The organism is Saccharothrix sp. BKS2 (assembly GCF_047689505.1).
Taxonomy (GTDB): Bacteria; Actinomycetota; Actinomycetes; order Mycobacteriales; family Pseudonocardiaceae; genus Actinosynnema; species Actinosynnema lopnurensis.
The window spans coordinates 57,959-76,363 of sequence record NZ_JAUQOL010000013.1; the positions used below are offsets into that span (position 1 = coordinate 57,959).

The following is an 18,405-nucleotide window of genomic DNA, read 5'->3' on the forward strand; positions in this document are numbered from 1 at the left end:
CCCGGGTGGCGGGGCGACCGGTCCGGCCGCCCCGCCGCCGGGTCAGCCGGTGGTGACGGTGAAGCCCTGCTGGGTGCCGTAGTCGGCCAGCGCCCGCTGCCACGCGGCCAGCCCGCCGTCCAGACCGGAGCGGTCGGTGTAGGACCTGCCCACGGTGTCGCCGAAGATGGTGTTGGCGTAGAGCTGGTAGGGCAGGTAGCTCCAGCCCGGCACGACCTGGCCGGCGGCCTCGGTGAGCACCTGGTTGACCTTCTGCCCGCCGAAGTAGGGCGATTCCGCGTCCTTGAACGCCGAGGACCCCAGGTCGGCGGTGGTGGCCGGGAACCCGCCGCTCTCCAGGAACGGCTTGATGCCGTTGCCGTTGTTGAGCCACCGGACGAACGCCGCCGCCAGCGCCGGGTTGGCGCTCTGCTCGAGCACCGACTGCGTGCTGCCGCCGTTCTCGGCGGTGACCGGCGTGCCGTCGTGGGTGGGCACCGGCGCGACGGCCCACTTGCCCGCGCCGGCGGGCACCGACGCCTCCAGCACGCCCGGCATCCACGCGCCGACGACCAGCGTCGCGATGGTGCCGTCGCCCAGTCCCCGGTACCAGTCGTCCGTCCAGCCCCGGATGCTCGACACCAGCTCCTGCTCGACCAGCTCGTCCCACACCGAGGTCCACTTCCTGGCGCCCTCGTCCTGGAGGTCGATCGTCACCGACTGGCCCTCGGTGCGGAACGGCTTCCCGCCCGCCTGCCAGATCATGCTGGTGGCGAAGCCCGCGTCACCGGAGTCGGCGGTGATGTACTTGGTCGGGTCGGCGGCGTGGAGCGCCTTGGCCGCCTCCACGTACTCGGCCCAGGTCTTGGGCACGGCGATGCCGTGGAGGTCGAAGACCTCCCTGTTGTAGAACAGGGCCATGGGGCCGGAGTCCTGGGGCAGGCCGAACAGCCCGCCGCCGACCTTCACCGAGTTCCACGTGGACGGCGTGTAGTCGGACTCGAAGTCGGCGAAGCCGTACTGGCCGAGGTCGACCAGCGAGCCGGTGAGCGCGAACTGCGGCAGCGCCTGGTACTCGACCTGGGCGACGTCCGGCGCGCCGGAGCCGGCCTTGACGGCGTTCTGGAGCCTGGTGTAGTGGTCGTTGCCGGTGCCCGCGTTGACGTACTCGACCTTGACGTTGGGGAACTCGCGCTGGAACGCCTCCACCTGGGCCTCTGCCGAGGGCGTCCAGCTCCAGTAGGTGATGGTGCCGCCCTCGCGCAGCGCCGCGTCGACCGCGTCCTGGGTGCCGGTGGCGCCGCCCGGCGCGGCGCCCTCGGGGCCCGACGAGCAGCCCGCCAGGGCGGTGACCAACGCGGCGGCCAGGGCGACGGCCGCCTTCCGGCGTCGTCCGGTGGGGAACATGGCACGGTCCTCTCGCGACGGTGGGTGGGGACTACTGCTTGACGCCGCCCGCGCTCAGGCCCGACTGCCAGAAGCGCTGGAGCAGCAGGAACGCCACGACGAGCGGGACGATGGTGATGACCGAACCGGTGATCACCAGGTGGTAGATCGGCTGGGCGCCCACGCCGAACGCCTGCGCGCTCCACTGGTTGAGCCCCACGGTCAGCGGGTACCAGTCCGGGTCGCTGAGCATGATCAGCGGCAGGAAGTAGTTGTTCCAGGTGGACACCACCGCGAACAGGGCGACCGTGACGATGCCGGGCGCCAGCAGCCGCAGCGCGACGGTGAGGAAGATCCGCACCTCCCCCGCGCCGTCGAGGCGGGCGGCCTCCAGCAGCTCGTCCGGCACCGCCTCGGCGGCGTAGACCCACACCAGGTACAGGCCGAACGGGCTGACCAGCGACGGGATGATGATCGCCCACGGCGTGTTGGTCAGCCCGAGGTCGCTGAACAGCAGGAAGGTGGGCACGGCCAGCGCGGTGCCCGGGATGGCGATCGCGCCGAGCACCACCGCGAACACCGCGTTGCGGCCCCGGAACCGGTACTTGGCCAGGCCGTAGCCCGCGGCGGTGGCCAGGGCCGTCGCGCCGCCCGCGCCGAGCACGACGTAGAGCAGCGTGTTGCCCAGCCAGCGCAGGAAGATGCCGTTGTCGTAGGTGAAGGTCTGGACGATGTTGTCGAGCAGCGCGAACGGGCCGCCGAAGGACAGCCCGGGGGTGGAGAGGAGCGCCTGCTGGGTCTTGGTCGCGCTGATCAGCAGCCAGGCCAGCGGGACCAGGGTGTAGGCCAGGTAGACCGCCATGACGGCGGTGAGCACCGGGGACTTGCGGGGGCGGAGCGGGGATCCGGTCGTGGCCACGGTGCCTCACGCACCCTTCCGCGTGCCGCGCAGCTGCACGACGTAGGCGATGAGCGCGGTGATGACGCCCATGACGATCGCGACGGTGGCCGAGTAGTTGTACTGCTGGCCGCCGAAGGACAGGTTGTAGGCGTACATGTTGGGCGTGTAGTAGGTGCTGATCGCGTTGGGCACCAGCGTCCGGAGGATGTTGGGCTCGTTGAACAGCTGGAAGCTGCCGATGATCGAGAAGATCGTGGCGATCACCAGCGCGCCCCGGATCGCGGGCAGCTTGATGCTCAGGACCGTCCGGAACGCGCCCGCGCCGTCGATGGCCGCCGCCTCGTACAGCTCGCCCGGCACCACCTTCAGCGCCGAGTAGAGGATCAGCATGTTGTAGCCGACGAACTCCCAGGTGACGATGTTGCCGATGGACAGCAGGACCCAGTCGCCCGACAGCGGCCGGACGGCGTCGCGCCCGAGCAGGCCGTTGAGGTCGGCGGCCAGGCCGAAGGTGTCGCCGTAGACGAAGCCCCACATCAGCGTCGCCACCACGGCGGGCACCGCGTACGGCAGGAAGATCACGATCCGGAAGAAGCCGGCCGCGTGCAGCCGGGCGCTGTCGATGGCCAGCGCGGCGACCAGGGCCAGCAGGAGCATCACCGGCACCTGGACCACCAGGAACAGCGCCACCCTGCCGAAGGACTCCCAGAACTTCGGGTCGGTGAGCGCCAAGCGGTAGTTGTCCAGGCCGACGAAGGTCGTGCCGCCGAAGAACACCTGCTCGCGGAACAGGCTCAGCCCGATGGCGTAGGCGACCGGCACCAGGAAGACCAGGGCGAACACGACCAGGAACGGTGCGACGAACAGCCAACCCCGGCGGTCGACGCGCCGGCGGCGCACGCGTGGCCGCCTCGGGGTCGGGGTCGCGACCGGGACGGGGGTGGACGTCATCGTCTCTCCCTGCTGGCGCTCGGTGAAGCCGATGTTTACGCAAACATCGGCGGGGACGCTAGCCCTTCGCCCACGACATGTCCAGGGTCGACCGGAGGGTGCTGCGGCACTGTCCCGCGCGGGTGGCGGCCGGGCTCAGAGCTCGACCGCGCCGGTGATCCCCTCCCGCACCGCGCCGCCCACCCACAGCCCCTCGTCGTCGAGGTCCACGTGCAGGCGGGCGGCCCGGCCGATCGCGGTCCCCTGGGCGGCCACGTAGGCGCGCGGCGCGACCCCGTCCTCGATCAGCCACCGCGCGAAGCCCGCGTTGAGGCTGCCCGTCGCCGGGTCCTCGACCAGCGACCCCTCGGTGCCGATGAGGGCCCGGACCTCGAAGTCGGCGTCCCCGCCGGCCGGGTGCGCCCCGATCACGCCCACGTCGAGCCCCGCCAGCCCGGCCGGGTCCGGGGTCAGCGCCAGCACCCGCGCCGCGTCGGCCAGCCGCACGCCGAGCCACTCCGGCCCGTTGACCAGCCACGAGCACCCGAGGACCTCCGCGCGCGCCACGCCCAGCGCCGCCGCGACCCGGGCCACCAGGGGCTCGGCCACCGGCTCGAACCGGGTCAGCGGCGGCGCGGCGAAGGCGAACCGGCCGTCGCGCGCGCGGACCCGCACGAGGCCGGCGCCGCACTCCTGCACGACCACGCCGTCCCGCGCGGGCTCGCCGCCCCCGGCCAGCCACGCGTGCGCGGACCCCAGCGTGGGGTGACCGGCGAACGGCAGCTCGACCCCCGGGGTGAAGATGCGCACCCGGTAGTCGGCGCCGGCGGTGGTGGGCCGGAGCAGGAACGTGGTCTCCGACAGGTTCGTCCAGCGCGCGAAGCGCCGCATGTCCTCGTCGCCCACGTCGTCGGCCGCCGCCACGACCGCGAGCGGGTTGCCGGCGTAGGCCGCCGAGCCGAAGACGTCGACCTGCCGGAACGGGTGCGGGACCATGCCCACACCGTACTGTGCAACTAGTTGCACTGCACCCGGTTGCACAGTACGGTCACCGCCATGGCGTTGGAGCACGCGATCCTGGTGTCGCTCGACGAGCGCGCGGGCACCGGCTACGAGCTGGCCCGCCGGTTCGACCGGTCCATCGGGTTCTTCTGGGCGGCCACCCACCAGCAGATCTACCGCACCCTCAAGCGGATGGTCGACCTCGGCTGGGTGACCTGCCACGAGGAGGCCGGGACCGGCCGACCTGACCGGAAGGTCTACGAACCGGCCGACGCGGGCCGCGCGGAGCTGACCCGGTGGCTGGCCGAACCCGGCGAGCCGGAGACGATCCGGCACGAGTTGGCCGTCAAGGTGCGCGGCGCCTCGCTGGGCGACGTGGCCGCGGTGGTCGCCGAGGTCGCCCGGCACCGCGGGCTGCACGCCGAACGGCTCGACGCGTACCGCGCCCTGGAGGCCAGGGACTTCCCCGACCCGTCCGGGCTCACCGGCCGGCGGCTGCACCAGCACCTCGTGCTGCGCGGCGGCGTGCGCGCCGAGCAGGCCCTGGTCGAGTGGTGCGACGAGGTGCTGGCCGCACTGCGGGAGGACACCCGGCGATGACCGCGTACCCGAACCTGTTCCAGCCCCTGGACCTGGGCTTCACCACCCTGCCCAACCGCGTCCTGATGGGCTCCATGCACACCGGTGACGAGGACCGCGCCGGGAACTTCGACCGGCTCGCCGCCTACTTCGCCGAACGCGCCCGCGGCGGGGTCGGGCTCATGGTCACCGGCGGCTTCTCCCCCAACCTCGTCGGGTCGCTCTACCCGTTCGCCTCCAAGCTCACCACGCGCCGCGAGGCGCGCGCGCACACCGGGATCACCCAGGCCGTGCACGACAACGGCGGCCGGATCGCCCTGCAACTGCTGCACGCCGGCCGCTACGCCCACCACCCGCTGAGCGTGTCCGCGTCCGGGCTCAAGGCCCCGATCGGCAGGTTCAGGCCGCGCGCGCTGTCCGACCGGGGCGTCCGGGCCCAGGTCGACGCCTTCGCCCGCGCCACCGCCCTGGCCCGGGAGGCCGGCTACGACGGCGTCGAGGTCATGGGCTCCGAGGGCTACCTCATCAACCAGTTCCTCGCGCCCCGCACCAACCGGCGCACCGACCGCTGGGGCGGCATCCCGGGAAACCGCCGCCGCCTGGCCACCGAGGTCGTCCGCCGCTGCCGCGAGGCCGCCGGGCCCGACTTCATCATCATCTACCGGCTCTCGCTGCTCGACCTGGTCGAGGACGGGCAGACCTGGGACGAGGTCGTGCGGCTGGGCCAGGAGGTCGAGCAGGCGGGCGCGACCATCCTCAACACCGGGATCGGCTGGCACGAGGCGCGCGTGCCCACGATCGCCACCTCGGTGCCGCGCGCGGCGTTCGCCGGGGTCACCGCGCGGCTGCGCCCGCACGTGGGCGTGCCGGTGGTCGCCTCCAACCGGATCAACATGCCGCAGGTCGCCGAGGAGGTGCTGGCCCGCGGCGACGCCGACCTGGTCTCCCTGGCGCGGCCGTTCCTGGCCGACCCGGACTGGGTGCTCAAGGCCCGGACCGGCCGCGCGGACGAGATCAACACCTGCATCGCGTGCAACCAGGCGTGCCTGGACCACACGTTCTCGCTGAAGAAGGCCACCTGCGTGGTCAACCCGCGCGCGGGCAACGAGACCACGCTGGTCCTGCTGCCCACCCGCCGCGCCAAGCGGGTCGCGGTGGTCGGCGCCGGTCCGGCGGGGCTCGCGGCGGCGACCGCGCTGGCCGAGCGCGGGCACGCGGTCGAGCTGTTCGAGGCCGAGGACGACATCGGCGGCCAGTTCGCCATCGCCCGACGCATCCCAGGCAAGGAGGAGTTCGCCGAGACGATCCGCTACTACCGGCGGCGGATCGAGGTGACCGGGGTGCGGCTGCACCTCGGCCGGCGGGCGGGCGTCGACGACCTGGCCGGGTTCGACGAGGTGGTCATCGCCACCGGCGTGGTCCCGCGCGTGCCCGCGATCCCCGGCGTCGAACGCGCGCTGTCCTACGTGGACGTCGTGCGGCACGGCGCGCGGGTGGGCGAGCGGGTGGCCGTGATCGGCGCGGGCGGCATCGGCGTCGACGTCAGCGAGTTCCTCACCCACCGGCCGCTCGACCTCGACGGGTGGCGCGCCGAGTGGGGCGTCACCGATCCCGCGCGGGTGCGCGGCGGCGTCACCGATCCCGCCCCGGCCGCGCCCGCGCGGCAGGTGTACCTGTTGCAGCGCAAGACCTCCCGCATCGGCCGCGAGCTGGGCAAGACCACCGGGTGGGTGCACCGGGCGGCGCTGAGGGCCAAGGGCGTCGAGCAGCTGACCGGGGTCAACTACGAGCGCATCGACGAGGCGGGCCTGCACATCACCTTCGGCCCCCGGCACGAGCACCCGCGCCTGCTGGAGGTCGACGCGGTCGTGGTGTGCGCGGGTCAGGAGCCGGTGCGGGACCTGGTGGACGCGCTCGCCGGGCGCGGCGTCGTCGCGCACGTCATCGGCGGCGCGGACGTGGCGGCGGAGCTGGACGCCAAGCGCGCGATCGACCAGGGCACGCGCCTGGCCGCCACGATCTGACCCCACGACCCACGACCCCGCCCCACAACCCCGCCCCACAACCCCGCCTCCACCGCCCGACCGCACGCCCCGCTGCCGGACCCGGGCGGCCGGCGGCCACCTTGTTGCCGAATCGGCAAAAGGCTTTGCCGCATCCGGGGACCCGGATGCAGGGTTGTCGTGGAGGTGGTCACGATGACCGAGAAGATGGACGACAGCTGCGACGTGGTCGTGGTCGGCGGTGGCGCCGCCGGGTTGAACGGGGCGCTCATGCTGGCCCGCTCACGTCGCTCCGTGGTGGTGGTCGACGCGGGTGAACCGCGCAACGCCCCCGCCGACGGTGTGCACGGGCTGCTGGCCCGCGAGGGCATCCCGCCGCGCGAGCTGCTGGAGCGCGGCCGGGCCGAGGTGCGCGGCTACGGCGGTCGCGTGGAGACCGGGGAGGTCACCGCCGTGCGCCGCGACGGCGACGGGTTCGCCGTGGCGCTCGCCGACGACCGGGTGATCCGCGCCCGCCGGGTGCTGGTCACCACCGGTCTGGTCGACCGGCTGCCGGACATCCCCGGGCTGCGCGAGCGGTGGGGCCGGGACGTGCTGCACTGCCCGTACTGCCACGGCTGGGAGGTGCGCGACCAGGCCATCGGCGTGCTGCTCACCGGCCCCATGTCGGTGCACCAGGCGCTGATGTTCCGGCAGCTCAGCCCCGATGTCGCACTGCTGACCCACACCGCGCCGCCACCGGTCGGCGAACAGGCCGAGCAGCTGGCCGCCCGCGGCATCCGCGTGGTGCCCGGCGAGGTGGCGGCGCTGGAGGTCGTCGACGACCGCCTGGTGGGGGTGCGGCTGGCCGACGGCTCGGTGTTCGCCCGCGAGGCGCTGGCGGTCGGGCCCAGGATGGTGGCGCGCGCCGGCTTCCTGTCGGCGCTCGGGCTGCGGGCCGTGGAGCACCCGATGGGGATCGGCGAGCACGTCCCCGCCGACCCGACTGGCCGCACCGAGGTGCCCGGCGTGTGGGTCGCGGGCAACGTCACCGACCCGGGCGCCCAGGTCGGCGCGGCCGCGGCGGCGGGTGCGACGGCCGGGGCCCGGATCAACGGCGACCTGGTCGAGGAGGAGACCCGCCTGGCCGTCGCCGCCCTGCGCGACCCGTTCTCGCACCGGTCCGAGGCGCGGCTGGCCGAACTGGTGACGGGCGACCGCCGCCACGGCCTGTGAAGCGGGTCCTCCGGCGGTGACCTGATCTACGCTGCGGGGCGTGGACCACTTCACCGCACCCGATTCCCGGGCGGCCGCCGCGGCCCTGGAGGTGTGCCAGGAGTACGCCGAACCGTGGCTGCTGAACCACTCGCTGCGCGCCCACTCGTGGGCGAAGGCGTACGCGGCGAAGGCGGACATCGCCCACGACGGCGAACTGCTCTACGTCGCGGCGCTGCTGCACGACCTGGCCCTGACCCCGCCGTTCGACAGCCACGAGCTGCCGTTCGAGGAGGCCGGCGGGCACCTGGCGCGGGTGTTCGCCGCGGGCGCCGGGTGGGGTCGGGCGCGGCGCGACCGGCTGTGCGACGTCATCGTGCTGCACATGCGCGCCGACGTGCCCGCCGACGAGGACCCGGAGAGTCACCTATTGCAGGTCGCGGTGAGCGCGGACGTGTCCGGGACCCGGCTGGCGGAGTTCCCGCCGGAGCTGCGGACCCGGGTGGTCGACCGCTACCCGAGGCTGGGGTTCGTCGACGCGTTCCTGGACAGGTTCGCCGACCAGGCCGAGCGCAAGCCCGGCTGCGCGGCGGCGGAGCTGGTGGGGTCGGACTGGCCGGAGCGCGTGCGCGCCAACCCGCTGGACCTGCCCGGCTGACGCGCCGGGCAGGTCCAGCCGGTCACCCTCCCCCAGCGCGGTGGGCGTTCTCCACGACCGCGTCGACGATCGTCGGCCACGCGCCGGGCGGGAGGTCGTGCCCCAGACCCGGGACGAGCAGGAGCCGCGCACCGCCGATCGCGGCCGCGGTCGCCTCGCCACCGGAGTGGTGGCACACGCGGTCCACGGTCCCGTGGACGACGACCGTCGGAGCCGTGATCCGCGCGAGCTCGTCGGTTCGGTCGCCCGCCGCGCGCACCGCCCGGTGCTGCCGGCGCCGACCCGCGCGGTGGTCGGGGTCGCGGCGGAACGACAGCGCGGTGACCCGCCTGATCTCGGCGACGTCCTGCTCGAAGCCGGGGGACCCGACGGCGCCGAACAGCCGCACGCGCCGCTCCACGGCCTGCTCCTCGGTGCGGGCGGGCCGGGCGACCAGGTGGCGGAGCAGCCACGGGGACGTGCGCCCCCTGCCGCGTCGGCCGGTGGTGGACATGAGCGAGGCCAGGCTCAACACCCGCGACGGGTGGAGCGCGGCCATGACCTGGGCGATCATCCCGCCCATCGACGCTCCGACCACGTGGGCGCGACCGACACCGAGCGCGTCGAGGAGCCCGACGGCGTCGGCCGCCATGTCCGTCAACGCGTAGTCGGTCCCGGGCAGGTGCGTCGAGCGGCCGGCGTCGCGGTTGTCGAACCGGACGACGAAGAAGCCGCGCCCCGCGAGCCGCCGGCAGAACTCGTCGGGCCAGTGCACGAGCTGGAAGCCCAGGCCCATGATCAGCAGCAGTGCGGGCCGGTCCGGGTCGCCGAAGGTGTCGCAGCAGAGCTGGATGCCGTTGGCCGCGACGATCCGCTCCGCGGTGCCGGTCGGGTGGTCTCGCACGGGTCTCTCCGCCGTTTCGGGTGGGCGCGACAGCGGTGCCGGACAGCCGTCGACGAACCCGCCGGAGGTTATCCGGCCCGCTCCGGCCGGACCACCGCATTTCTCCCCGCGCGAGCGGGGGTGGTCCAAGGCCATGACGACCACCGCGCTCAGGCTGCACCCGTGGTGAACCTCCCGCGAGCATCGAGCACGACGACAACGGAACTCCTGGCAGAGCAGCGCTTCGACAGCCCCGATCCACCAGGAGTTCCCTCGTCCGCGCCAACGGTGCCTCTACTCGCTCAAGCCCGGAACGGCCGCTCGAGCAACGAACGGAGAGACCCGATCGTCAGGCGGCCGGTTGGCCACCTCTGGAGCTCCCGCGTTTCAGCAGCGCGCGTTGTTGGAACCGCTCGTGCTCCTCACGTTGCCGCTCCACACCCAACCGACGGTGTTGGAGGACGAGTCCCGCACGTAGTACCAGAGGTGGCCGTACGCGTTCACCTTCTGACACCAGATGTAGGCGAGACCACTGTGGCTGCCGACGCTGGCGCATTCCCCGGCAGGCCCACGCCGGTAGGGGGCGGCGCCGTCGGTGGTGAGGGTGCCCGGGTTCTTGTTGGTGCCGTACTGAGTGCAGTCGATCGCTTGCGCCGATGGCACCGTCGCCCCTGCCGAGGAAACACCGGCGCCCACAGCCGATGAAACCACCATGGCACCCACGGCCACCACTCGCGCAACAAGGATTCGTTTCGACATCTATTTCTCCCTTGACATCTAAGATATCGCTCTGAATTGGAGCCGCAGTGATCCGGGCAGCGGCCTGGGTGACCGTTCCCGGGTTTGCGCGGGCGGAGTCACGCCATCGCCGCTACGTCCGCGGCCACGAACGCCCGCATCACCACCACGAGGCCAGTCCTGCGCAGTACCGGCCACCCACGGCGCGGGTCTGCGACAACGAGGTCGACCCGGTGAAGTCGATCGGTGACGTACCAGCTTCCCGCCGGACGTGCCGCGGGCGATCGACCTCGACGCCGACGACGGTGCACTGCTGATCGCATTACCGGTCAACCAGGGGAAGAAGCTGCTCTGCACCCCGGTCACACCGTCCACCGCACCGCCTGCACCTATCGCGGGGACGACAGGAGCGATACCGAGGACACGTTCGCCACCGCCGACAAGACGCCTTCACCGCTCGACAATTCCATTGGGATTCCTTCCGTCGCCCGGTCGTGCGCAGGACGTCCATGCTGGCCGACCGGGTGGGGGCCGGACGGGTTTCCGATCAAAGTCGAACAACGACGGCCGGCCTACAATGAGGCGCCCGCTGGGTCGCGATGTCCGGAGGAGTCAGGTGAACGGTTCGGGGAACACCGGTTCGGAACTGCCCGACCCGCTGGATGCGCGGACCTTGGACGAGTTCGGCGATCGGTTGCACGCGCTGCGGGTGTGGAGCGGGATGACCTACCGCGAGCTGCACCGGCGCGTGGTCCGCAGCCGGCGCCGGCGCGGGCTGACCGACCTGCCGTCGTTCAACACGGTGTACCGGTGCCTCCAGCCCGGTCGCACCCGGCTCGACGCCGACCTGGTCGCGGACATCGTCCAGGAACTGCACCCCGAGCCGGGGGCCGCTCGCCGCTGGCGGGAGGCGTGCCAGGTCGTGGTCGGTCTCGCGGCGCAGGCAGCGGTCGTCGAGATCCGCACCGGGTTGCCCGCCGACGAGCCGCGCTTCGTCGGCAGGACCGGCACGATCGCCACCATGCTGGCCGCCGCCGCCGCGCCGGGCCCGACAGTGATCACCGTGGACGGTATGCCGGGTGTCGGCAAGACCGCCCTGGTGACCCGGGTCGCGCACCTGCTTCGGCAGCGGTACGGGCCTGCGGACCCCGTCCTGACCCTGGACCTGCGGGGCTTCGACATCCAGCGGGCACCGGTCGATCCGTCCGCAGCGCTGGACGGCCTGCTGCGGTTGCTCGGTTCACCCACCCGGCACGGCTCCGCCGACGAGATGGGCCGCCGGTACCACCGGCTGCTCTCGGGCCGGCGGGTGCTGCTGATCCTGGACGACGCGGCCGGCTCCGAACAGGTGCGGCCGTTGCTGCCGGGAACCGAGGGCTCGGTGGCGCTGGTGACCAGCCGGCAGCGATTACCCGACCTGCCCGGTGTGCGGATCGGGCTCGACGTGCTGGACACCGACGAGGCGGTGCAGCTCATCGCAGGTGCCGGCCGAGCGGACGGGGACGCTGCGGCAGGCACCGCCAGGGCGATCGCGGAGCTCGCCGGGCGCCTGCCGCTCGCGCTGGCGCTGATCGCCAGCCGGATGCGCGGCCGGCCCGACTGGTCACTGCCGGACCACCTGGCACGGCTCGCCGAGAACCAGGCCAAGCTGCGGCTCGACGACGGCATCGAGTTCGCCCTGCGCAGCTCCTACGACAACCTGCCGGCGCAGCACCGCCGGCTGCTGCGGCTGCTGTCCCAGCCGACCGGGCCGGACCTCGACACCTACGGTGCCGCAGCGTTGGCCGGGTGCGACCTCGTCACGGCCAGTGCGCTGATCGGCGACCTGCACGCCGCGAGCCTGCTCCTGCGGCGCGCCCCCGACCGGTACCGGATGCACGACCTGATGCGCGTGTTCGCCGCCAACCGCGCCGTCGACGAGGACCCCGTACAGGCGAGGCGGGCCGCGCTGGACCGGCTCTACGGCTACTACGCGGCCGCGTCGGCCCGCGCGATGGACCGCTGTGCGCCGCACGAGCGGTACCGGCGGCCGCCGGCCAGGACCACCGGTGCCGAGCTGCCGCCGATGCCCGACGAGGGCGCGGCGACGGCGTGGCTGGACGCGGAGCGAGCCAACCTGGTCGCATCGGTGATGCCCACCTCGGCGTACCCGCAGCCCGACCACGCGCCGTACCTCTCCCAGACCCTGGCCCGCTACCTGGCGATCGGCTCGTGGGACCACGAGGCGGAGATCCTGCACGGCGCGGCGGCCCGGCTCGCCGCCGGCACCTCACGCGCCGGCGCGCTGATCAGTCTCGGCGGGGTGTCCTGGCGGCTCGGCCGGTACCAGGAGGCGCGGGAGCGGTTCCACGCGGCGCTGGAGACAGGCCGTGAGCTGGGCGACCCGGCACTGGTGTGCCGCGCCTACCAGAACCTCAGCCTGGTGCACGGCGTGCTGGGGCAGTACGAGCGGGCGTTGCGCGAGCAGGAGCACGCGTACCGGAGCTGCCTGGACACGGGCGAGCGGTCCGTCGAGGCCCAGGTGCTCAACGACCTCGGCTACCTCTGCGAGCGGCTGAGCCGGTACCGGCAGGCCCTGGAGTACTTCGAGCGCGCCGCCGCGTTGGCGGCCGCGGTGGGCGACCGGGACCTCGCCGATCAGGTGTCCGGCAACATCGGCTTCATCCGTTACCGGATGGGTGAGTACGAGCGGGCATTGCGCGACACCCAGGACCACCTCGCCGGCGCCCTGCGGTCGGGCCGGCGCAGCGGCGAGGTCGACGCCCGCAACCAGCTCGGGCTGATCTACTCCGCGCTCGGTGAGCACCGGCGTGCCCTGGCCGAGCACGCCGCCGCGCTGGACGTGCTCCGGCAGGTGGGGCGGCGGCGGAAGGAAGCCGAGGTGCTCAACGACTTCGGCTCGTCCCTGACCCGGTCCGGCGACCCCGGCACAGCGCTGGAACGCCACGCCGACGCGCTCACCATCGCCGAGGAGCTGGACGACCGCTACCAACAGGCACGTGCCCATCAGGGCATCGCCGCCGCGCACGAGGCCGGCGGCCGGCCGGACACCGCGCAGCCGCACCGGGCGCGCGCCGCGGCGCTGCACGACGCCATCGGCCTACCGATGCGCGACGAGCCGGTGGTGTCGTCCGCGTCGACCGGTTGACGGGACGGAGTCCTTCGTGGCGTCAGTGGACGGTTCGGTCGTCCTGCTGTCGCGCCGACGTCCTGCGGAAGGCGGCTTCGCTGTTCGGGTCCGAGCGCCGCCGTCAGTTCGGGTAGGGCGCGGTATGTCTCGAACAGCGGCTGACCATCGACGACATCGGCCGGAAGGTCGCCGGATCGAGCCGGGCACGGTGGCGGACCACCTCGTCGAACACCCGGCGCGACACCACCGATGCGACCACACCCGGCGACTCGGTGAGCGCGGTGCGCACCGGCGGCGCGTCCAGCAGCTGAAACGCCGTGGTCACCGCGGTCGAGGTGACGCCGTGGCGGTCGAAGACCACCTCACCGGCGTGCACCGCCACCCGCAGCCGAACGTGCCGGGCTGGTGTCGTTGTGGCCCCGCACCGCCTCCACCAACGCCCCGGGCAGCACCTCCACCAACGGCGCCTCGGCACAGTCCGGCGGAACCAGCACGAACAGGCCGTCGCCGCTGTCCTCGCGCTGGCGGTCCTCCAACAACACCCCGCCGCTTCCAGGGCCTCTGCGACCAGCCGGTACAACCCCGCCCGGGTGCCCAACTGGTGGGGCAGCATCCAGCGCCGGTCACCGAACCCCTACGTCCACCACCAGGATCGTGCGGTGCACGGCCTGGCCCGAACCCGCCGTCCCAGCCCCCACAGCAAGGCGCCGGACCTCTCGGCCAACCCGGTTCACCGCACGACCGGCCGCCGTCCTCTCCCGCCCGACCCGCACATCGCCCGATCGGCCGCACAGATTCACTCGCACGACTGAGAGGGCATCTGATCTTGGTTTGGGGCGGTCTGTCCGGTTTGCCGACCGCTCTAAAGTTGATCAACTGTGAGCTCTCGGCGTGCGTACCCCAGTGACCTGTCCGACGCCCGGTGGGCGTTGATCAAGCCGACGTTGACGGCGTGGCGTGCCGCTCGGCGCGGGCCAGGAACCGCGGCACGGGTGCACGACTTGCGGGAGATCGTCAACGCGATCCTGTACGTGTGCCGAACCGGGATCGCGTGGGCCTACCTGCCGCACGACTTCCCGCCGTACAAGACCGTCTACGACTACCATGCCAAGTGGGAGACCGACGGCACCGCCGAGGCGTTGCACGAGCTACTCCGAGAACGGGTCCGTCCTGCTGCTCGCGGTGATCGTGACCGCGGCCTCGGTCTCGGACTCGACCGCCGGTCGGCAGCTCCTGGACCACTTGGCCGTCACGCAACCGGACGTGTCGATCGCCTGGGCGGACGGCGGCTACAACGACGAGGTCGTCCGTCACGGCGCTCGAAGGGGAATCCGCGTCGAGGTCGTCAAACGTATTGCCGCACAAGGGTTCCACGTGCTGCCCAAGAGGTGGGTGGTCGAACGGACCCTGGGTTGGCTGATGCAGCATCGCCGACTCGTGCGCGACTACGAGACCCTGCCGCAACGCTCACGCACGATGACCCACTGGGCGATGGCTAACATGATGAGCCGCGTTCTGACCGGAGAATCCACCCGAACCTGGCGAAACGATCTGCGCAAAACAGACATACTCGTCCAAAAATAGATCAGACGCCCTCTTAAACGGCAAGCTGAGGATCCGGCGGAATGGCCGGACCGGCGATCTCGACGGCAGGTCGAGGGTCAGCGGAAGTCTTCCACGTGATCGCGCGCCCACTGCGCGTAGGTGCGACCGTCCTTGCCGGTGGCCTCCCCATAGCCCGGCAGCGGCTTCATCAGATCCGAGTAGTCCTGGTCGGAATAGCCGTTGTCACCGCCGCCCGCGCCGCCCTCGTAGTCGACGAACCCGAGCAGCAGGTCGGCGCTCTCGGCGGCAAAGCCCCCCATCGCCCTGAGGATGTCACGCGCTTCCTCGCGGGAGACCTCCTCGTAGCGCACCTCCTCACCGAGCGCATCGGCGATGGCCCCGACCTGCCGCCGCACGGAGAGCTGCTCGGGACCGCTCAGCGTGTACGCCTTGCCGATGTGCCTGTCCTCCAACAGTGCCACCACGGCGACGTCCGCGATGTCCGCTTCGTGGATCGGGGCGGCGCCGAGGTCGTCGCCGAACGGATAACGCACCATTCGCGACTCCTTGATCATCGGTCCCCAGATCGGCAGCACGTTCGTCATGAACTCGCCGGGCCGCACGTGCGTCCACTCAAGCCCGGCCTCCTCGACCGCACGCTCGACCCGGGCGTGGTAGGCGGTGTCGAAGCCGAGCGTCACGGCCGCGGCGGAGAGCACGACGACGCGCTGCACACCCGCCTGCCTGGCCAGGTCGACCACCTCGGTCGCGGTCTCCGGTTGCGGGAACAGCAACAGCTTCTCCACGCCCTCAAGCGCGGCCACGAGCGACGGGGGCTGGAGCAGGTCGCCCTTGAAGACCTCGACGTCCTCGGGAAATACGGCCTTCGCGGGCGTGCGAGTGAGCACCCGTACCGACGCGCCCGCCTGGAGGAGCCGGTCGACGACGTGCCGCCCGACCAGACCCGTCGCACCGGTTACCAAGATCGTCACGACTTCCACTCCTCGCCTTTTGTGCTGGTCAACCCAAGGTAAACCGAATCCAGGTCACTTCCTGACCGCTATTGCCATCGCATGGGAAGCAGTCGCGAGAGCCGCAGCCGGATCAAGGCGGGAAGTCGGCCGGCAGGGCCGGCGGGTCCGACTCGACCCGCTGCTGCCCGATCCGGCGTGCCTGGCCGGTCAGGTGGTGGTGGGTGGGGGCGGAGAGAGAGAAGCGCTGCCGCCGCGTGATCTTGTACGTGGTCGACAACGGCATCAAGTGGCGTTCCCTGCCGGCGGACTTCCCTCCCTGGCCCACGGTCTACAAGCGCTTCGCCGCGTGGGAGAAGACCGGTGCCGCGCAGCGGTTGCTCAACGCGTTGCGCGACCACGCCCGCCTAGGCGCAATGCCGGTCGGTTAGGTCGCGGCAAGGCCGATAACCTGCTGTTGTGGATCTTGAGACGCGTACGGGCAGCAACTTGGCGGACCAGGCCGCGGTCGGTGTGTTGACGCGGACATTCCCGGTGGAACTGGTCGATCGCGTGATCGACCAGTTCTGGTGCAGGGAACAACGAAGGCGCGCGTTACCCGCCCGGCTGATGCTTTATTCCACGCTGGTGTTGTGCCTGTTTTCGCAGGAGTCCTACCGGTCGGCGATGAAGATCGTGATGTCGGTGTTCGGTCGCGGCGGACGCGGTTGTCAAGTGCCGACGACAGGGTCGATCGGAGACGCCCGCCGTTTGGGATCGGGTCCGATGGAAACCGCGGTGCGCGCCGTGATGAAGCCCAAGGCGTCGCCGGGAACACGAGGCTCCTGGTATCGGGACTGGCTGTTGACGGCGGTCGACGGGACGACGTTCACCGTGCCCGACACCGAGGAGAACGAGCGCGAGTTCGGCCGCCCGGGATCGGGCCGCGGCGAGGGCAGGACGGCTTGTCCGCAGATTCAGGCAGCATGCCTGGTCGAAACTCGGCACACACGCGGTCTTCGACGCACGCATGGACGGCTACGCCGCCGCGGAAACGATGCTGATCGAGGAGATGTTTCCCGCGATGCGGCCGGGCATGCTGGCACTGGCCGACCGGCACGTCTACTCGTTCCGCCGCTGGAGCAAGGCCATGGACACCGGTGCGGACCTGCTGTGGAGGGTGACCGCGACTCTCACCCTGCATCCGGTGCAGCGCCTGGCCGACGGCTCCTGGATCGCCGAGATCACCCCACCGAAAAAGTCGGGCCACCCGCCGTTCCGGTTGCGCGTGATCGAATACACGCTGCCCTGGTCGGGCGAGATCTTTCGGCTCGTCACCACGATCCTGGACCCTCTACGGGCTCCCGCGAAGGAGTTGGCCGTCCTCTATCACGAACGCTGGGACATCGAGGGTTTCCTCAAGCAGATCAAGAGTGTCCAGCTCAACGCCGAGAAGATCTTCCGGTCGAAGTCGCCGGACGGTGTCCGGCAAGAGTTCTGGGCGCATCTGGCGGTGCACTACGCCACGGTGTGCGTTCAAGTCGACGCCGCCGATCATGTGCAGCTCGATCCCGATCGGATCTCCCATAAGAACACCGGTCGCATCATCCGGTCCCGCGTCTGGAACCCGGAATCTTTCCCCCTCACCCACAACGATGATCACTACATGGTGTTGCTGGACGAGGTCGGCCGCGAGATCAACCCAACCCGGAGAGAACGAAGCTGCAGAGGTTGAATTCGTGTTGGCGGTGGAACTGGCCCCGTGACGTTTCTTGATCGTCGCGGTATGCCGGGTGGATGAGGTATGCGCAGGGTGGTGGCCTGACGCCTCGCGAGCAGCGGGCGCGGGAACGGATACGACTGGAGGCCGGTGCCCGGTTCGCCCGGGGCGAGAGGACCGCCGTGGTCGCCGCGGGGCTGCGGGTGGGTGTGCGGCAGGTGGAGAAGTGGCGACGCGGTTGGCGTGAGGGCGGCCTGGACGCGTTGCGGTCGGCGGGGCCGATGTCGGTGGAACGCCTCTCCCCGGTCCAGTGGGAGCGGCTGGTGCGCGAGTTGGGTGTTCATCGCCGGGGTGCCGTGCTTCAAGCCCGGCGACCGGCCGCGTCTGCTCTACCGGCCGCGTCTGTGGCATGGCCGCAAGGGCGAGCGGCGCGGCTTCACCTGGGCCGACTACCGGGACCTGGTCGTGGCGGCCCATAACCGACTCCACTCTCCGATGGTGTGGATCTGGGACAACCTCAATGTCCACAAGACACACGAGCTGACCGACTTCATCACCGCCAACCGGGACTGGCTGCGGGTGGTGCACCTGCCGTCCTACGCGCCGGACCTGAACCCGACCGAAGGGGTGTGGTCGCTGCTCAAGCGGTCGTTGACGGACTTCGCCGCGGCCGACCTCGACCACCTGGTGCGGGTGGTGAAACGGAAACTCAAGGAGATCCAGTACCGGCCCGACGTGCTCGACGGCTGCCTCACCCAGACCGGACTGACCCTCACGACGACACCATGATCACGCCAACCGCCATCGCTCTTTTGACCTCTGTAAGGC

At 71.6% G+C, this 18,405-nt stretch carries 17 protein-coding genes and 3 pseudogenes; 11 read left to right on the forward strand and 9 right to left on the reverse strand.

Annotated features, from left to right (window positions below; all coding sequences use genetic code 11):
• Positions 1 to 42 precede the first annotated feature (42 nt).
• From Q5530_RS26605 to Q5530_RS26620, 4 genes are all read right to left on the reverse strand, one after another.
• Complete coding sequence (locus Q5530_RS26605; protein ID WP_415365503.1) at positions 43 to 1,386, reverse strand: ABC transporter substrate-binding protein; 1,344 nt, start codon at positions 1,384 to 1,386, stop codon at positions 43 to 45.
• Between the two features lie 31 nt (positions 1,387 to 1,417).
• Positions 1,418 to 2,227 carry a carbohydrate ABC transporter permease gene (locus Q5530_RS26610; RefSeq protein ID WP_415365726.1) on the reverse strand — a complete coding sequence of 270 codons (810 nt, stop codon included), beginning with the start codon at positions 2,225 to 2,227 and terminating at the stop codon, positions 1,418 to 1,420.
• A gap of 63 nt (positions 2,228 to 2,290) precedes the next feature.
• On the reverse strand, positions 2,291 to 3,217 hold the full coding sequence (locus tag Q5530_RS26615) for a carbohydrate ABC transporter permease (protein WP_415365504.1): 927 nt from the start codon (positions 3,215 to 3,217) through the stop codon (positions 2,291 to 2,293).
• A 135-nt stretch (positions 3,218 to 3,352) separates the two neighbouring features.
• Positions 3,353 to 4,192 (reverse strand): PhzF family phenazine biosynthesis protein, encoded by an 840-nt coding sequence (locus tag Q5530_RS26620; protein ID WP_415365505.1) that lies wholly within the window; start codon positions 4,190 to 4,192, stop codon positions 3,353 to 3,355.
• Between the two features lie 60 nt (positions 4,193 to 4,252).
• Here Q5530_RS26620 and Q5530_RS26625 point away from each other — a divergent pair, with 60 nt between their 5' ends.
• The 4 genes from Q5530_RS26625 to Q5530_RS26640 all read left to right on the forward strand — a co-directional run bounded on the left by Q5530_RS26625 (position 4,253) and on the right by Q5530_RS26640 (position 8,632).
• Positions 4,253 to 4,798, forward strand: coding sequence for a PadR family transcriptional regulator (locus tag Q5530_RS26625; RefSeq protein WP_415365506.1), 546 nt, complete (start codon positions 4,253 to 4,255; stop codon positions 4,796 to 4,798).
• On the forward strand, positions 4,795 to 6,801 hold the full coding sequence (locus Q5530_RS26630; protein ID WP_415365507.1) for an FAD-dependent oxidoreductase: 2,007 nt from the start codon (positions 4,795 to 4,797) through the stop codon (positions 6,799 to 6,801). The genes Q5530_RS26625 and Q5530_RS26630 overlap by 4 nt, the downstream gene beginning before the upstream one ends.
• A 174-nt stretch (positions 6,802 to 6,975) precedes the next feature.
• Positions 6,976 to 7,995 (forward strand): NAD(P)/FAD-dependent oxidoreductase, encoded by a 1,020-nt coding sequence (locus tag Q5530_RS26635; RefSeq protein WP_415365509.1) that lies wholly within the window; start codon positions 6,976 to 6,978, stop codon positions 7,993 to 7,995.
• 40 nt (positions 7,996 to 8,035) lie between these two features.
• The gene (locus Q5530_RS26640) at positions 8,036 to 8,632 is read left to right on the forward strand and encodes an HD domain-containing protein (RefSeq protein ID WP_415365510.1); all 597 of its coding nucleotides are present in this window, start codon (positions 8,036 to 8,038) and stop codon (positions 8,630 to 8,632) included.
• 22 nt (positions 8,633 to 8,654) lie between these two features.
• Here the strand turns inward: Q5530_RS26640 and Q5530_RS26645 are convergent, their stop codons facing one another.
• Positions 8,655 to 9,515, reverse strand: a complete 861-nt coding sequence (locus tag Q5530_RS26645) for an alpha/beta fold hydrolase (RefSeq protein WP_415365511.1) — start codon at positions 9,513 to 9,515, stop codon at positions 8,655 to 8,657.
• Between the two features lie 366 nt (positions 9,516 to 9,881).
• Positions 9,882 to 10,253 (reverse strand): hypothetical protein, encoded by a 372-nt coding sequence (locus Q5530_RS26650; protein ID WP_415365512.1) that lies wholly within the window; start codon positions 10,251 to 10,253, stop codon positions 9,882 to 9,884.
• Positions 10,254 to 10,848: 595 nt separating this feature from the next.
• Between Q5530_RS26650 and Q5530_RS26655 the strand changes: the two genes are divergently transcribed.
• Complete coding sequence (locus Q5530_RS26655) at positions 10,849 to 13,380, forward strand: tetratricopeptide repeat protein (RefSeq protein ID WP_415365513.1); 2,532 nt, start codon at positions 10,849 to 10,851, stop codon at positions 13,378 to 13,380.
• 103 nt (positions 13,381 to 13,483) lie between these two features.
• Here Q5530_RS26655 and Q5530_RS26660 read toward each other — a convergent pair whose 3' ends face one another.
• Positions 13,484 to 13,744 (reverse strand): hypothetical protein, encoded by a 261-nt coding sequence (locus tag Q5530_RS26660; RefSeq protein WP_415365514.1) that lies wholly within the window; start codon positions 13,742 to 13,744, stop codon positions 13,484 to 13,486.
• On the reverse strand, positions 13,725 to 13,904 hold the full coding sequence (locus tag Q5530_RS26665) for a hypothetical protein (RefSeq protein ID WP_415365515.1): 180 nt from the start codon (positions 13,902 to 13,904) through the stop codon (positions 13,725 to 13,727). The genes Q5530_RS26660 and Q5530_RS26665 overlap by 20 nt, the downstream gene beginning before the upstream one ends.
• 336 nt (positions 13,905 to 14,240) lie before the next feature.
• Here Q5530_RS26665 and Q5530_RS26670 point away from each other — a divergent pair.
• Positions 14,241 to 14,946 (forward strand): annotated as a pseudogene (locus Q5530_RS26670) (transposase).
• Between the two features lie 77 nt (positions 14,947 to 15,023).
• On the opposite strand, the gene Q5530_RS26675 reads toward Q5530_RS26670, so the two are convergent.
• Entirely contained in the window at positions 15,024 to 15,899 is an 876-nt protein-coding gene (locus Q5530_RS26675) for an SDR family oxidoreductase (protein ID WP_415365516.1), read from the reverse strand.
• A 203-nt stretch (positions 15,900 to 16,102) separates the two neighbouring features.
• Here Q5530_RS26675 and Q5530_RS26680 point away from each other — a divergent pair, with 203 nt between their 5' ends.
• The 5 genes and pseudogenes from Q5530_RS26680 to Q5530_RS26700 all read left to right on the forward strand — a co-directional run bounded on the left by Q5530_RS26680 (position 16,103) and on the right by Q5530_RS26700 (position 18,366).
• On the forward strand, positions 16,103 to 16,309 hold the full coding sequence (locus Q5530_RS26680) for a transposase (protein ID WP_415365517.1): 207 nt from the start codon (positions 16,103 to 16,105) through the stop codon (positions 16,307 to 16,309).
• Between the two features lie 82 nt (positions 16,310 to 16,391).
• Positions 16,392 to 16,637 (forward strand): annotated as a pseudogene (locus tag Q5530_RS26685) (transposase domain-containing protein); the annotation flags it as partial.
• A 178-nt stretch (positions 16,638 to 16,815) separates the two neighbouring features.
• Positions 16,816 to 17,592: pseudogene (locus Q5530_RS26690) on the forward strand (transposase); the annotation flags it as partial.
• Positions 17,593 to 17,654: 62 nt separating this feature from the next.
• Entirely contained in the window at positions 17,655 to 18,056 is a 402-nt protein-coding gene (locus tag Q5530_RS26695; RefSeq protein ID WP_415365518.1) for a helix-turn-helix domain-containing protein, read from the forward strand.
• Entirely contained in the window at positions 17,980 to 18,366 is a 387-nt protein-coding gene (locus tag Q5530_RS26700; protein ID WP_415365727.1) for a transposase, read from the forward strand. The genes Q5530_RS26695 and Q5530_RS26700 overlap by 77 nt, the downstream gene beginning before the upstream one ends.
• Positions 18,367 to 18,405 lie beyond the last annotated feature (39 nt).

Excerpts from the sequence above, each read along its gene's own strand:
- Q5530_RS26605 (WP_415365503.1), bottom strand. The coding sequence starts at position 1,386 with ATGTTCCCCACCGGACGACGCCGGAAGGCGGCCGTCGCCCTGGCCGCC.
- Q5530_RS26610 (WP_415365726.1), bottom strand. The coding sequence starts at position 2,227 with ATGGCGGTCTACCTGGCCTACACCCTGGTCCCGCTGGCCTGGCTGCTG.
- Q5530_RS26615 (WP_415365504.1), bottom strand. The coding sequence starts at position 3,217 with ATGACGTCCACCCCCGTCCCGGTCGCGACCCCGACCCCGAGGCGGCCA.
- Q5530_RS26620 (WP_415365505.1), bottom strand. The coding sequence starts at position 4,192 with ATGGTCCCGCACCCGTTCCGGCAGGTCGACGTCTTCGGCTCGGCGGCC.
- Q5530_RS26625 (WP_415365506.1), top strand. The coding sequence starts at position 4,253 with ATGGCGTTGGAGCACGCGATCCTGGTGTCGCTCGACGAGCGCGCGGGC.
- Q5530_RS26630 (WP_415365507.1), top strand. The coding sequence starts at position 4,795 with ATGACCGCGTACCCGAACCTGTTCCAGCCCCTGGACCTGGGCTTCACC.
- Q5530_RS26635 (WP_415365509.1), top strand. The coding sequence starts at position 6,976 with ATGACCGAGAAGATGGACGACAGCTGCGACGTGGTCGTGGTCGGCGGT.
- Q5530_RS26650 (WP_415365512.1), bottom strand. The coding sequence starts at position 10,253 with ATGTCGAAACGAATCCTTGTTGCGCGAGTGGTGGCCGTGGGTGCCATG.
- Q5530_RS26695 (WP_415365518.1), top strand. The coding sequence starts at position 17,655 with ATGAGGTATGCGCAGGGTGGTGGCCTGACGCCTCGCGAGCAGCGGGCG.